Source organism: Xanthomonas sp. JL1, assembly GCF_038405005.1.
The window spans coordinates 1-11861 of record NZ_JBBYGR010000084.1 but is presented as its reverse complement, the minus strand read 5'-3'; the positions used below and the strand labels follow the sequence as shown (position 1 = coordinate 11861).

General features: G+C 62.1%; 19 protein-coding genes, 1 tRNA gene, 1 other RNA gene and 1 pseudogene. 18 read left to right on the top strand and 4 right to left on the bottom strand.

Annotated features, from left to right (window positions below; translation table 11 throughout):
• Positions 1 to 5 precede the first annotated feature (5 nt).
• Entirely contained in the window at positions 6 to 407 is a 402-nt protein-coding gene (locus WJW29_RS18640; protein ID WP_011258454.1) for a phage tail protein, read from the top strand.
• Positions 404 to 1390, top strand: a complete 987-nt coding sequence (locus tag WJW29_RS18635; RefSeq protein WP_011258453.1) for a phage late control D family protein — start codon at positions 404 to 406, stop codon at positions 1388 to 1390. Before WJW29_RS18640 ends, WJW29_RS18635 begins: the two co-directional genes overlap by 4 nt.
• Before the next feature lie 660 nt (positions 1391 to 2050).
• Here the strand turns inward: WJW29_RS18635 and WJW29_RS18630 are convergent.
• A complete protein-coding gene (locus tag WJW29_RS18630; RefSeq protein ID WP_011258452.1) occupies positions 2051 to 2488 on the bottom strand; it encodes a helix-turn-helix transcriptional regulator in 438 nt (145 codons plus the stop codon).
• Positions 2489 to 2559: 71 nt separating this feature from the next.
• Here WJW29_RS18630 and WJW29_RS18625 point away from each other — a divergent pair, with 71 nt between their 5' ends.
• The 15 genes from WJW29_RS18625 to WJW29_RS18555 all read left to right on the top strand — a co-directional run bounded on the left by WJW29_RS18625 (position 2560) and on the right by WJW29_RS18555 (position 10335).
• Complete coding sequence (locus WJW29_RS18625; protein ID WP_053503015.1) at positions 2560 to 2817, top strand: DNA-binding protein; 258 nt, start codon at positions 2560 to 2562, stop codon at positions 2815 to 2817.
• A gap of 2 nt (positions 2818 to 2819) precedes the next feature.
• A complete protein-coding gene (locus WJW29_RS18620; RefSeq protein ID WP_011408136.1) occupies positions 2820 to 3140 on the top strand; it encodes an ogr/Delta-like zinc finger family protein in 321 nt (106 codons plus the stop codon).
• A 10-nt stretch (positions 3141 to 3150) separates the two neighbouring features.
• On the top strand, positions 3151 to 3429 hold the full coding sequence (locus WJW29_RS18615) for a hypothetical protein (RefSeq protein WP_011408135.1): 279 nt from the start codon (positions 3151 to 3153) through the stop codon (positions 3427 to 3429).
• Positions 3426 to 3638, top strand: a complete 213-nt coding sequence (locus WJW29_RS18610) for a hypothetical protein (protein WP_011258450.1) — start codon at positions 3426 to 3428, stop codon at positions 3636 to 3638. The genes WJW29_RS18615 and WJW29_RS18610 overlap by 4 nt, the downstream gene beginning before the upstream one ends.
• Before the next feature lie 9 nt (positions 3639 to 3647).
• Entirely contained in the window at positions 3648 to 6344 is a 2697-nt protein-coding gene (locus WJW29_RS18605; protein ID WP_011258449.1) for a toprim domain-containing protein, read from the top strand.
• A 308-nt stretch (positions 6345 to 6652) separates the two neighbouring features.
• Complete coding sequence (locus WJW29_RS18600) at positions 6653 to 6871, top strand: hypothetical protein (RefSeq protein ID WP_011408133.1); 219 nt, start codon at positions 6653 to 6655, stop codon at positions 6869 to 6871.
• A complete protein-coding gene (locus tag WJW29_RS18595) occupies positions 6868 to 7146 on the top strand; it encodes a hypothetical protein (protein WP_011258448.1) in 279 nt (92 codons plus the stop codon). The genes WJW29_RS18600 and WJW29_RS18595 overlap by 4 nt, the downstream gene beginning before the upstream one ends.
• Before the next feature lie 225 nt (positions 7147 to 7371).
• Positions 7372 to 7782 carry a hypothetical protein gene (locus WJW29_RS18590; RefSeq protein ID WP_010364106.1) on the top strand — a complete coding sequence of 137 codons (411 nt, stop codon included), beginning with the start codon at positions 7372 to 7374 and terminating at the stop codon, positions 7780 to 7782.
• Positions 7775 to 7951, top strand: a complete 177-nt coding sequence (locus WJW29_RS18585) for a hypothetical protein (RefSeq protein WP_053503014.1) — start codon at positions 7775 to 7777, stop codon at positions 7949 to 7951. Before WJW29_RS18590 ends, WJW29_RS18585 begins: the two co-directional genes overlap by 8 nt.
• On the top strand, positions 7944 to 8219 hold the full coding sequence (locus tag WJW29_RS18580; protein ID WP_011258447.1) for a hypothetical protein: 276 nt from the start codon (positions 7944 to 7946) through the stop codon (positions 8217 to 8219). The genes WJW29_RS18585 and WJW29_RS18580 overlap by 8 nt, the downstream gene beginning before the upstream one ends.
• Entirely contained in the window at positions 8216 to 8461 is a 246-nt protein-coding gene (locus tag WJW29_RS18575; RefSeq protein WP_041182407.1) for a hypothetical protein, read from the top strand. The genes WJW29_RS18580 and WJW29_RS18575 overlap by 4 nt, the downstream gene beginning before the upstream one ends.
• Entirely contained in the window at positions 8458 to 8730 is a 273-nt protein-coding gene (locus WJW29_RS18570) for a hypothetical protein (protein WP_011408131.1), read from the top strand. Before WJW29_RS18575 ends, WJW29_RS18570 begins: the two co-directional genes overlap by 4 nt.
• Positions 8727 to 8933 (top strand): hypothetical protein, encoded by a 207-nt coding sequence (locus WJW29_RS18565; protein WP_011408130.1) that lies wholly within the window; start codon positions 8727 to 8729, stop codon positions 8931 to 8933. Before WJW29_RS18570 ends, WJW29_RS18565 begins: the two co-directional genes overlap by 4 nt.
• Positions 8930 to 9151 carry a hypothetical protein gene (locus WJW29_RS18560; protein WP_041182055.1) on the top strand — a complete coding sequence of 74 codons (222 nt, stop codon included), beginning with the start codon at positions 8930 to 8932 and terminating at the stop codon, positions 9149 to 9151. The genes WJW29_RS18565 and WJW29_RS18560 overlap by 4 nt, the downstream gene beginning before the upstream one ends.
• A complete protein-coding gene (locus WJW29_RS18555; protein ID WP_011258445.1) occupies positions 9151 to 10335 on the top strand; it encodes an integrase in 1185 nt (394 codons plus the stop codon). The genes WJW29_RS18560 and WJW29_RS18555 overlap by 1 nt, the downstream gene beginning before the upstream one ends.
• A 121-nt stretch (positions 10336 to 10456) precedes the next feature.
• Here the strand turns inward: WJW29_RS18555 and WJW29_RS18550 are convergent.
• The 3 genes from WJW29_RS18550 to WJW29_RS18540 form a co-directional block, all read right to left on the bottom strand.
• Positions 10457 to 10532, bottom strand: a tRNA-Lys gene (locus tag WJW29_RS18550).
• A gap of 47 nt (positions 10533 to 10579) precedes the next feature.
• Positions 10580 to 11254: a 7-cyano-7-deazaguanine synthase QueC gene (gene queC, locus WJW29_RS18545; protein ID WP_008578058.1), complete on the bottom strand. Its 675-nt coding sequence runs from the start codon at positions 11252 to 11254 to the stop codon at positions 10580 to 10582.
• Between the two features lie 110 nt (positions 11255 to 11364).
• A non-coding RNA gene (locus WJW29_RS18540) (sX9 sRNA) lies at positions 11365 to 11441 on the bottom strand.
• Positions 11442 to 11632: 191 nt separating this feature from the next.
• Between WJW29_RS18540 and WJW29_RS18535 the strand changes: the two are divergent.
• A pseudogene (locus WJW29_RS18535) lies at positions 11633 to 11861 on the top strand (IS5/IS1182 family transposase); the annotation flags it as partial.

The following is an 11861-nucleotide window of genomic DNA, read 5'->3' as shown; positions in this document are numbered from 1 at the left end:
CCCCGATGATGATGTCTTACGGCACGTTTGTGTTTTCTCTCGACAGCGCCGCGTTTCTGCAGCTGCAGCGGCAGATGAGTTGGCGCCACGCCACCAGCGAGCGCGTTGGCGCGCGGCCAGCCAGCCAGTTCCTCGGCCCAGGCGATGACAGCATCGAGCTATCTGGTCTGATTGCTCCCGAACTCACCGGCACCCGCGCTTCGCTGGACACGCTGCGCCAGCTTGCGGCAGATGGTGAGCCGCTACCGCTGGTGGATGGCGCAGGCGTGGTCTACGGGCCATATCTGCTGCTGTCGATCAACGAGACCGCCTCGCTGTTCTTCGAGGACGGCACGCCGCGACGGATAGAGTTCCAACTGAGCCTGCGCCGTGCAGACGACACCACGCCGGAGGCGACCGTCGCATGAACTACCCGATTCCGCAGTGGCGTGTGGTACTCGATGGCGTCGACCTTACCGAGCGCATCGCACCGCGTCTGCTCGATCTCACTCTCACCGAGTGCCGGGGCGGTGAAGCCGATCAGCTGGATCTGCGCATCCACGACCACGATGGCAAGATGGCATTACCCAAGCGCGGCGTGCGCCTGGTCGTCGCTTTGGGCTGGAAAGCCACTGGCCTAGTCGACAAGGGCACCTTCATCGTGGACGAGGTGGAGTACAGCGGCGCGCCGGACATCATCACCGTGCGTGCGCGCAGTGCAGATCTCACTGCAGACATGCGCACACGTCGGGAACGCAGCTGGCACAACACGACACTGGGCGCCGTGCTCAACACGCTGGCCGGCGAACATGGTCTGACGCCGCGCGTCGCTGAAGCATTAGCGAAGATCAACCTGCCGCACCTTGACCAGGCCAACGAAAGCGACATGAATTTGCTGACCAATCTGGGGCAACGCTTCGATGCAGTGGCAACAGTGAAGGCAGGTGCGTTGGTGTTTGCGCCGATCGGTGCCGGCACTACGGCTACCGGCAAACCATTGCCAACCGTCACCCTGACGCGGCGCGACGGCGACCAGCATCGTTACTCCGTGGCCGACCGCGATGCCTACACCGGCGTGCGTGCGTATTGGACAGATAAGGGCAAGGCGAAGCGGCAATCGGTGCTGGTCGGCACAGACGACAATGCCAAGCGCCTGCGCGAGTCGTATGCCGATGAGGCAACCGCACGCCAGCATGCGCACGCGGAGCTGGAGCGAGTGAAACGCGGCGTGGCGAAGTTCGACTACACGCTGGCGATCGGACGGGCTGATCTGTTCCCAGAGCAGGCCCTCACGGTGAGTGGCTTCAAGCCGGAGATTGATGGGCAACGCTGGCTGATTGCAAAGACTACCCACGCCATCAATGGCTCAAGCGGCTTTACAACATCGCTGGAGTTGGAAAGCATCGCCTGATGCTTTTCACCTCCTCTACTGCAACCGCTGATTTTCAGCAACTACTGGCATCAACAGCGTTCCATTGCCCGAGACTCTGCATGTGCGCATCTGGCTCAGCGCGTAGGAGCTCGCCTCGGAGTATGAAGTGAATCCGGTGACCGGTAATCGATGCTGCCGTAGCGTAATGCCACCACGTCTAGACACAAGAATCTCTGCGTAGCATTCAGCTCCAAGCCGAACAACGTGTGCAGTCAAAACGTATTCGCCTGACAGGCAAACCATTGCATCATCCATGTGCATCTCCGAGATGGCTTTCATCAAGTTGGACCGCGTGAGCAGAAGCGCAGACGAACGACTACTCACGATCATTATCTCAAATAAGACCCGCGCACGCTTGATGCAAATCAAGTGCGATTCTTACGCTATGTGTAGGACTTATCTGACAGCCAACCCGATTCGATCACTGTAGTGTTCCGATCTAAGGATGTCAGGTCATCTCGCGTTGCCAGGAGGGTGACGAAAGGATTGCAAGGAGCTATGTGCCGACACCTTAACGAAAGTCGCCGGTTATAGGCCGGCGGCTTTTTTTGTTGCCTATGAACCGTGTGTCTACAGTTCACGTTGGTATAGCCGAGAACGGCAAATTTGCCACGAGCAGCTGTCCAATCTCGATGCTGATCACTTGCTCTTTTTTTTGCGTCCACCAACAACGATCTGCATGTTGCTTTGATCGATCGGTGCGGTAGTAGAAATTATCGAGCCAATCTCGCTCTTGTTGAACGACAGAACTGGGCCGGTCCCAGTCTTGGAAGACGAGGCATCGGCCGACAAACCCAACGCAGCAAGCACAGCATTGCGCGCAGCCGGCGATGCATCTTTGAACGCAGACAGCAGTAGCCGATCGGCTGGGTCCAACTGCGCCCGATGTCCAGACAGCACGTACATGACATCAACTCCACGCTCTAGCGCGGCCAGTAGGTACGCTCCGCCGGGCAGGTTGACGTCTTTCTCGAAGTTCAGTTGCGCGTAGCGCGTGAGGCCAAGCTGCACAGCCATCTCGTCCTGAGTCAGGCCAAGCCGCTTGCGCTCTTCCTTCAGGCGTTTCCCTACGGTCATACAGGCATTTCCTTACTTGACAATGTTGAGTTAAGTCCACATAATTCCCAAAAAGTAGGCGGAACCGCGACATGCCCCGTAAGAGTCAAATGCAGCAGTTCACGCCCCGCAGCCCAGATCAGGCGCGGCAGTGGCTCGGAGCGAATGGCATCACAGTCTCGGCATTCGCACGGCAGAACGGCGTGGATCGGTCGGTCGTACATGACCTGCTGCGCGGCCGCTCTCAAGGCAAATACGGCGAGTCGCATAAAGCGGCAGTCGCATTGGGTCTCAAGGCACCAGCCAATAGTGCCACACAAATCCCAACCGCCAATAGCTCAAGGGGGTGAGCATGTTCGGTCGGAAAAAAATCGTTTTTCGCTGTGAGGCATGCAGCGCACGACTGATCAAACGCACCAGCTTCCTCGCTCACAAGTTCCTGCGGCATGACTCCTATGTGTGCGAGAACCCGATGTGCGGTGCGACCTACACAGGCCATTCGGAGTTAACCGGTATCGCCAGCCCCAGCGGCGTGCCCACCTCACACAGCGAGCTTCCACCGACCCCGGCCTATGAGCGTGCTCAGGCCTTGCAGGCATACCGCGATTCGCTCGGCGATCGCCAGATGGATCTGATTCCCGTCGGCGACGAGCCGTTCTTCCCTCACCTCTGAGGCACCCCTAATGCGAAAGACCCTTGATTGGGCGGCATTGCCGCCCACGGCGAAGCTTTGCCTGGAAGTCGCCCTCACCCATGGCGGATTGCTGAAGACCGAGCACGGTTACATCGGCCGCACTGCCGCCCCGGAGACGGCGCAGCGCTTTGGTGCGGTTGTGGTGGCAACGCTCATGCGCGAGGGCCTCGCAACGTCTGACAGCGTGGATGAGCGCCTTGTGGTGCTGACCGAATCGGCCATCGCTCTGTCCACTCTCCAACACGCAAACACCGAGGTCGGCTCGTGACGCACGCCAACAGCTGGTTCACCGCACAAGAGCCGCGATTCGTGGATGCGGCAAGCAATGTCCCGCAGCGCGTCGCGCCGCACGCCAAGCACGAAGAAGCACGCCTGCTCGCTGCCGCCGTTGACGCGCACCGTCGTGCAGGCGGCGCTTATGTCGTGATCGACAACGCCATCTGTGTGCCCGCGTCTGCGCGTCGGCTCGGCGTCTAAGGAAGTTCGATGCAAGAGGATCTGCGGCAACAGGTGCTGTCCCGGCTGGAACGGGATTACGGACTCAAGCACCGGAGCGGTACCGAGTACATGCGCGGCGGCAAATGCCCGTCGTGCAGCAAGAAGGAGCTGTACACCAACCATCTAAAACCTTGGGTAGTGAAGTGCGGCCGCCAATCCAAGTGTGGGCGCGAGCTGCACGTCAAGGATCTGTACGACGACCTGTTCGACGACTGGTCCAAGCGCTTCCAGCCAACGGCTGCGGCTCCCAATGCAGCGGCCGATGCATACCTGCAGTTCTCCCGTGGTTTCGACCTGGCTCTGCTGAAAGGCCTCTACAGCCAGGACAGCCACTACGACCGCAAAATCAGCGCCGGCACCGCAACGGTACGTTTCCCGCTGGTCAAGGGTGGCTGGTGGGAGCGCCTGATTGATCGCCCGCACCGCTTCGGCAAGCAGAAGGCGCGCTTTGCGCCAGGCCAGAGCTATGCGGGGGTGTGGTGGGCGGCGCCTGCCGCGCTGACAGCCATGCAGACGGTGCGCGAGGTGTGGATCGTTGAGGGCATCTTTGATGCGATCGCGCTCCTGCAGCACGGGATGTGCGCAGTGTCGGCCATGTCCTCCAACGCATTTCCGGAAGAGTCGCTACGCGAGCTGGCAAAGGCACGCTTGGCCGCCCTTCCGACGCTTGTGTGGGCACTGGACAACGAGCCGGGCGCCCGTGCGTATACGCACAAGCACATCAAGCGCGCAGCGGCGCTGGGCTTTGAATCGCGGGCAGCGCAGATCGTCCAGCGCGACGGCAAGAAGACCGACTGGAACGACCTGCATCTGCGCGCTATCGCCTCCGACGATCCCAAGCAGTGGAACAACGACATCAACGAAGCCCGCTACCAGGGCGACCTGCTCGTGGCTCGCTCGGCTGTGGACAAAGGCCTGCTCATGTTTGAGCACGACGGCCGCAACGACTTCTGGCTAGAGTATCGCTCCCGCCTGTACTGGTTCGACTTCGATACGCAGCGCTTCGACAAGCTGCGCAAGGAGAAGCTCGGCGACACCGATTCAGACGAAGGCGACGAGGTTGCGGCCGAGGATCTGAAGAAGATCAAGCGCGCCGCCTGTTCCGTGCAGAAGATCGCCAACTGCTACCCGGAGGCGCTGTATTTCCAGCGCCAAGAGGTCACCGACGAAAGCTGGTACTACTTCCGCGTCGATTTTCCGCACGACGGCCCCAGCGTAAAGGGCACCTTTACAGGTGGTCATCTCGCCAGCGCCTCCGAGTTCAAGAAGCGCCTGATCTCCCTGGCCGCCGGCGCGATGTTCACCGGCACCGGCCACCAGCTGGACCGCCTGATCGAAGAGCAGACCGAGGCGATCAAGACGGTGGACGCCATCGACTTCGTGGGCTATAGCAAAGAACACCGTGCCTACCTGCTCGGCGATATGGCCGTGCGCGACGGCGAGTTGGTGACAGCCAATGAAGAGGACTACTTCGAGTTCGACAAGCTGCGTTTGAAGACCACGCAGAAGTCCATCCGCTTGGAGATCCAGCGCGACGCCGAGGCATTCCGCGTGGATTGGCTACCGTGGCTGTGGCAGTGCTTCGGCACGCACGGCATGGTCGCCATGACGTTCTGGTTTGGCTCGTTGTTCGCCGAGCAGATCCGCGCCGGGCACAAGAGTTTTCCGTTCCTCGAAGCCACCGGTGAAGCCGGAGCCGGCAAGACCACGCTGCTGACGTTCCTGTGGAAGCTGCTGGGCCGCTCCGATTACGAGGGCTTCGACCCGGCCAAGTCATCAAAGGCTGGCCGTGCACGCGCCATGGGCCAGGTATCCGGCATGCCCGTCGTCCTGCTGGAGGCCGACCGCAGCGAGCCAGACAAGGCGCATTCCAAGACGTTCGAGTGGGATGAGCTGAAGGATTTCTTCGGCGGCGGCACGCTGGCAACACGCGGCGTGCGCAATGGCGGCAACGAGACCTACGAGCCGCCGTTTCGCGGCACGATCGTGATCACCCAGAACGCTGCGGTCGACGCCAGCGAAGCGATCCTCACGCGCATCGTGAAGCTGCACTTCAAACGCCCGCAGGTCACCACCGAAAGCCGCATCGCGGCCGACAACCTCAACGCGCTGCAGGTCGAAGAGGTCAGCCACTTCCTTGTGCGTGCCATCCGCCAGGAGCGCGCCATCCTCGATCTGTTCGCCGAGCGGGTGAAGGTCTTCGAGGCCAAGCTACGCGCGCAGCAGGATCTACGCCTGGAACGCGTCATCAAGAATCACGCCCAGATGCTGGCGCTGTTCGACTGCCTGCGCATGGTCATCACCATCCCCGACGACATGGTCGAGCAGACCCGGCTGGCGTTGTTGGACATGGCGCTGGAACGACAGAAGGCGATCAGCGCGGACCACGCGATGGTCAATGAGTTCTGGGAGGTCTACGAATACCTCGAGGCGACCGGCCACGGCAAAGCGGTCGTCAACCACAGCCGCGACGCGCAGCGCATCGCAATCAATCTCAATCACTTTGCGGCACGGGCCGCGCAGTTCAGTCAATCCGTACCCGATCTCAAGGTGCTGCGTGCGCTGCTAAGCGATTCGCGCCGGCACAAGTTCATCGGCGCCAATGTGGCAGTGAACAGTGCGATTCTCAAGGACGAGCACAGCGGCGCCGGCACAACTGTGAAGTGCTGGGTGTTCTCGAAATGATCGCCGCAAATTTCCGCACGTTTCCGTTGACACGCACCAAGGATCGGAGCGAATATTCTTACGTCGTCGCATATTCGGCGACCGGGATTGGTCTCCCGATTACTCAGGCGCACCAGCGCCCATCGATCGATGCAAGGCGCTTTTTTGTTGCCCTGCATCGCGCCGGGCACGTGCTTGCCATCTTTATGGCGGGCGGTACGTGGGGGGCTTCGGCCCCGCCGGTCCCTGAGTCCGGTAGACCAACCCGTGCCGTCCGCCACCCCGATTGGTCTCGGGTTGACGGACTCCAATCTACTCAGGAGTTCAGCATGTCCTACCACACCCAAGAAGCGCCCGCGTCTGCGGCGCGCCAAGTCACCCATTATTTCAGCCTGATCGCCAACACCCTCGAATGGAACCATGCCGCCTGGCAGAGCCTGATGGCTCGCCTGGAAGGCACTGGTAAGGCAATCCACGCCCTCACACTTGCCGACGTAGCTGCAGCCATCGCTGATGTCGACGCGTTGCTGAGCGAGGCGCAACGATGAACGCCAACAAGCAGTTTCGCGTCTGCGCTGGCGTCGTCCTCAGCTTCGAAATGATGCAGGGCTACGTCATGGTGATGCTGCATTCCGATGCGCTGCACGAAGTGGCACCGGTGCTGATTGCCTGCGAGTCGTTCGCGTCGGCTGACGTGATGCTGGGTAGCGATAGCCAAAGCATCGTGCTTGGGCGCTTGCACATTTGCATGCGCGCCGATCACGCGGCCGACGTGTTCGATTGGTTGCAATGCCGTTTTCTTGCTGCGGTAGGTGCGCGATGAGCGCTGCCCGTCTGCAGGACTTGCTGCCCAGCGGTGCCGATACGCCATCAACGAAGAAGAGCACGACCGCCTATGGCATGCGCAGCAGGAAGCGCTCGGCATCTGCGCGAACCACTCAATCCGCCTACCGGCGCTGATCTGATCTGACCTGTACCAGCGGGTCCGGCGGGCGGTGCGTCAACACCGCCCCTGGACCTTCCATCAACGAAGCTCGAGGAGAGCCACATGCAACAGCACGCTGTCACACGCCCGCTAACTTCCAGTGCCGGACCCGGCGAGCAGGCTATCACGCCCGCCGGAATCGGCTTTGACCTTGCCTTAGGCAAGGATTGCAGTGCGATCGCTACGCTCTACATCACTCACGACGCGGTCGTGGTGGTGGCTGCGCTGACCATGGGTCAGCACAGCAGCGCGACCCAACGCTGGGAGCGTCGCCGTGGTCCCGGCAAAGGCTGGAAGCTGATTAGCGGCCCACGCCTGTTCACCAATGAGGCGGACCGGATCAGCAATGCGCTGGCCGATTTCATGGACGATCTGGATTTCCCGTTCGACCTGGCCAACATGCTGCCGCGTCGCCCGACTGCCGCCGCCGAGGCAGCGATCGCCGCTGCTGCGCTGGAGGTGGCCCATGCTTAACCTGGCCCTGATCATGATTGCGCCGACGATCGGCGGCGCGCTGCTGTATCGGCTGTGGCTCACGCGTCCGGCGCGCTTCGCCCACAGCGGGCTGGCGGTGGGACAGATCCCGCAGCGGTTGCGTCGTCGTGGTGCCATGGCTGTGCGCCGGGCGGTGACGCATGGCTAAGTCGATCGTGGTCTACGGGCCAATGGCAAGCGGCAAGACGCTCAACGCTGATGCGATCTGCCAGGTCTATAGCCTCAAACGCGTGGTGGAGTTGGACGAGCGACTGCAGCGCAAGGGTGATGACTGGCAACTGGCCCAGCACGATGTGCTCATGCTGACCAATGATCGGTTGCTGGCCGAACTAACCGCGCAGCGCCTGTGCATTGAAGTGGTTGCCATCGCCGACGCGCGCGTGCGCGTTGGCGCTGCGTGGAGGTCACCACGATGACGCTCGATCGCGTGATTGCTGTAAGCCGTGCGGCGCAGCGCTACGGTGGCCCCGGCTCACTGTCGACGGGCGAGGCCTTGACGGCTGCACTGGTGCTCAACCGACACGACTGGCTCGCGGACATGGACTACACCATCGCCCAGGCGCTTGATCGGATTGAAGAGGATTCCATCGCGCATCTGCGCCAGGCAGAGAGGGCGATCGGGAGCAGCGCTGGGGAATCGGAGGGAGACCACGCATGACGCAGCGCGAGATCTCGCACCCTGAGCCGTTGCCCGCCTGCCGGGCTGGTCACGCCGGCCGACACATCGCGGATGGCCGCCGCCTGCAGGCCGGTGGCGGGCACGTCATCGAGTGCCCATGCGGGCGCACCAAGAAGCACGCCGGCTTCGACGAAGCGCTTGCCGATTGGAAGCGGATGCACCGCATCCGTGTGCCACGCCAGACGGCGCCAGCCGACAGCAACGTGGTGCAGCTCGGGCTGCGCCTTCGCGGAGGTGCCACTCAATGAGCGACGAGGACACAGAAGCACACCGGCGCCAGTGTGAGGCGCGCTACTGGCTGCGGCAGGGCTACACCGACGCCAAGTCGGTCGGCCTGCTACAGCAGCTGATCGCCGCCAAGCGCGGTGATCAAGCGGCAAAAGATCTGCGCGACGAGATGCGGGAGCAATGGAGGAACCGCCAACAGTGGCAACAGGAGCAGCTGCTATGACGGGGCGAATCCTGCATTTCGCCGACCTGCAGCGCATCTGCTCACCAGACGGGCCGGCTCCACGCCTGGTGGTGGTCTGCCGCTGGGCAGACCGGCAGGGTATCCGCTACCGCTACGACCGCAAGGGCCGTATCTGGACAACGATTGATGCTGTGAACGCCGCGCTCGGCATCACCGAGCCTGCGGCCAACCAAGAAAATGCAATGGAGCTGATCTGATGGGACGCGGTAGAAAAAGGAAGTTCAACCCAGCTATTCCGGCCCATATCGATCAGGCCGCCCTGCCGCAAGGCGTGTATTGGGAGGATGGCCGCTGGTACATCATCGAAGCACATCCTGAGGGAGGCCGTCCTAAGAAAAGGACGGTCGCACACAGACATTCGCGCCTTTCGGAACTCCACGCGATTGTGGAATGCGCGCGGGGCGAGATCGAGAGAGGCACTCTGGCCTTCTTGGACGAGCGCTTCCACCGATCCACCGAGTTCAAGGCTCTCGCGCCTGGCACCCAGAAGGACTACAGGCAAAGTGGTCAAGCAGCCTGCGCCTACGTGCTGAAAGACGGCAGCCAGCTTGGGCGGATGCAAGTAACGCGTATCAATGTCCCGACCATGCAGCGCTTGGTGGAGACTCTCGCAGCAGGGCGAGAGGCCACAGCTATGCAACCAGCAATCGAGCCTCGCCCGAGCAAGGCCAACCACGTGCTTCGATACCTTCGCCGCCTCTTTGGGTGGGGAATACGATTTGGGCTGTGCGAACACAACCCGGCCAAGGGCGTACGCCAGGCGAAGGAGCTGGCCGCTCACACGATGCCGGAGCAGGACGCTTTCACTGCAATATTGCGGTTTGCGCAGCAGCGAGCCACCTTTGACGCGCACACCAAAGGCAGCGTCTCGCCATACCTGCATGCGGTGATGGTCCTGGCCTACAACCTGAGGCTGCGCGGGGCTGAAGTGACCGATCTCACTGACGCGCATGCCGGCGAGCAGGGCATCTTGGCGAGGCGGCGAAAAGGCTCGCGCGACAACGTCACGCTCTGGAACGAAGAACTGCGCGGCGCGTGGGCATGGTTGATTGAGTACCGCAGGCGCACGATGGCCGCGCACGAGCGGCCCGTTCCTCTAAAGCCGGAGCAGCGCCGGCTGGTCGTCAGCCAATCGGGAACGCCGTTAACGAAGTCGGCACTTGACAGCGCGTGGCAACGCATGATGACCCTCGCTATCCGGGAGGGCGTGATCGAAGAGGCTCAGAGGTTCAGCCTCCACGGATTGAAGCACCGTGGCATCACAGATACGGAGGGCAACCTGGCTGACAAGCAAGAAGCCGCAGGCCACAAAACCCAGGAAATGACGCGGCGTTATTCGCACGATGTGCCAGTCGTAAAGCCGCCTCGCCGGATTCCGTAGGCCAGGGCTTTGCTCCAATTACTTGGCCGTGGAACCGCGTTCCCGGCCACTTATTTTCCCGGCAATTTTCCCGGATGCACAAAAAAGGCGCCTGCGGCGCCGTCTAAGTTACTGATTTCATTGGTGGGCCGTGATGGATTCGAACCATCGACCAAAAGATTAAAAGTCTTCTGCTCTACCGACTGAGCTAACGGCCCACTGACCCGACATTGCGTCGGGGTGAGCATTCTACCCTACGCGAGCGTCAAGATAAAATGGCGTAGTGGGTGGGGTCTGGGACGCCGGCGTCGGCGAAACCGGCAGCGCGCAAGCGGCATGCATCGCAGTGGCCGCAGGCGCGCCCGTCAGCGTCGGCACGGTAGCAGGAGACGGTGAGGCCGAAGTCCACGCCCAGGCGCACGCCTTCACGGACGATGTCGGCCTTGCTGAGGAACTGTAGCGGTGCATGCACGCGCAGCCCCGCGCCTTCCACGCCTGCCTTGGTGGCCAGATTGGCCAGCACTTCGAAGGCGCGCACGAACTCGGGGCGGCAATCCGGGTAGCCCGAGTAGTCCACCGCATTGACGCCGCAGAACAGGTCATTTGCGCCGACGACTTCGGCCCAACCAAGCGCCAGCGACAGCATGATGGTGTTGCGCGCGGGCACGTACGTGACCGGAATGCCGTCACCACCGGCGTCGGGGACGTCGATGTCGTCGGTCAGGGCGGAGCCGCCGATGCTGCGCAGGTCTACATCGACCACTTTGTGCGCAACGACGCCCTGTGCGGCGGCAACGCGTGCGGCGGCGTCCAGTTCCGAGGTATGGCGCTGGCCATATCGCACGCTCAGCGCGTAGACGGCAAAGCCCTGCTCCTGCGCGAGTGCGATGACAGCGGCGGAATCCATGCCACCGGACAACAGAACAACGGCTTTTTTCATGACGAATCGGCGATCGCTGCGGAATAGGGCCGAAGGCTATCAGGGACCGCGGTGCAGGGCGACCAGGCGACCGATTATCGGTCCATATTGGCCTCGTGAAGGTTTAGAGCGGCTACCAAAACGTAGCGAACAGCTGTCAGGTGGGCGCGGACGGCGCGCTCAGAACCGCAGTGGACGCGTGGTACATGCCGATTCCGAGCACCGGCCGCGCCCGCCTAGCGGTGAGCGCAGTCGTTTTGTTAGCCGCTCTTAGATGGCGGCGCACGGACGATGGGAATGCGCCGGTGCTATGCGTTCGGTCGCTGCCCGTTTTTTCTCGTGGACCGGCGCGCGCTTTACGCTCCATTCGTACGTCCTGGTATCTGGCCGTTTTCTCCCATGCGGACACGCCGTCCTGCCGCCGAGCAGTTGCCTGCCGATGAGCTGTTTCGTTCGCGTCTGGAGAACCAGATCGACTTGCGCCATCCGCTGGTCCAGCTGAGCCATCGGCTGCCGTGGAGTGCGTTGGAGCAGGCGCTGTCGCCGCAGTTGCCGGCCACCACCGGCACAGGCGGTCGGCCCGCATTGCCGGTGCGGTTGATCGCCGGGTTGCTTTACCTCAAGCACG

Coding starts and splice junctions, on each gene's coding strand:
- WJW29_RS18640 (WP_011258454.1), top strand. CDS start 6: ATGATGATGTCTTACGGCACGTTTGTGTTTTCTCTCGACAGCGCCGCG.
- WJW29_RS18635 (WP_011258453.1), top strand. CDS start 404: ATGAACTACCCGATTCCGCAGTGGCGTGTGGTACTCGATGGCGTCGAC.
- WJW29_RS18630 (WP_011258452.1), bottom strand. CDS start 2,488: ATGACCGTAGGGAAACGCCTGAAGGAAGAGCGCAAGCGGCTTGGCCTG.
- WJW29_RS18625 (WP_053503015.1), top strand. CDS start 2,560: ATGCCCCGTAAGAGTCAAATGCAGCAGTTCACGCCCCGCAGCCCAGAT.
- WJW29_RS18620 (WP_011408136.1), top strand. CDS start 2,820: ATGTTCGGTCGGAAAAAAATCGTTTTTCGCTGTGAGGCATGCAGCGCA.
- WJW29_RS18615 (WP_011408135.1), top strand. CDS start 3,151: ATGCGAAAGACCCTTGATTGGGCGGCATTGCCGCCCACGGCGAAGCTT.
- WJW29_RS18605 (WP_011258449.1), top strand. CDS start 3,648: ATGCAAGAGGATCTGCGGCAACAGGTGCTGTCCCGGCTGGAACGGGAT.
- WJW29_RS18600 (WP_011408133.1), top strand. CDS start 6,653: ATGTCCTACCACACCCAAGAAGCGCCCGCGTCTGCGGCGCGCCAAGTC.
- WJW29_RS18595 (WP_011258448.1), top strand. CDS start 6,868: ATGAACGCCAACAAGCAGTTTCGCGTCTGCGCTGGCGTCGTCCTCAGC.
- WJW29_RS18590 (WP_010364106.1), top strand. CDS start 7,372: ATGCAACAGCACGCTGTCACACGCCCGCTAACTTCCAGTGCCGGACCC.
- WJW29_RS18585 (WP_053503014.1), top strand. CDS start 7,775: ATGCTTAACCTGGCCCTGATCATGATTGCGCCGACGATCGGCGGCGCG.
- WJW29_RS18580 (WP_011258447.1), top strand. CDS start 7,944: ATGGCTAAGTCGATCGTGGTCTACGGGCCAATGGCAAGCGGCAAGACG.
- WJW29_RS18575 (WP_041182407.1), top strand. CDS start 8,216: ATGACGCTCGATCGCGTGATTGCTGTAAGCCGTGCGGCGCAGCGCTAC.
- WJW29_RS18570 (WP_011408131.1), top strand. CDS start 8,458: ATGACGCAGCGCGAGATCTCGCACCCTGAGCCGTTGCCCGCCTGCCGG.
- WJW29_RS18565 (WP_011408130.1), top strand. CDS start 8,727: ATGAGCGACGAGGACACAGAAGCACACCGGCGCCAGTGTGAGGCGCGC.
- WJW29_RS18560 (WP_041182055.1), top strand. CDS start 8,930: ATGACGGGGCGAATCCTGCATTTCGCCGACCTGCAGCGCATCTGCTCA.
- WJW29_RS18555 (WP_011258445.1), top strand. CDS start 9,151: ATGGGACGCGGTAGAAAAAGGAAGTTCAACCCAGCTATTCCGGCCCAT.
- queC (WP_008578058.1), bottom strand. CDS start 11,254: ATGAAAAAAGCCGTTGTTCTGTTGTCCGGTGGCATGGATTCCGCCGCT.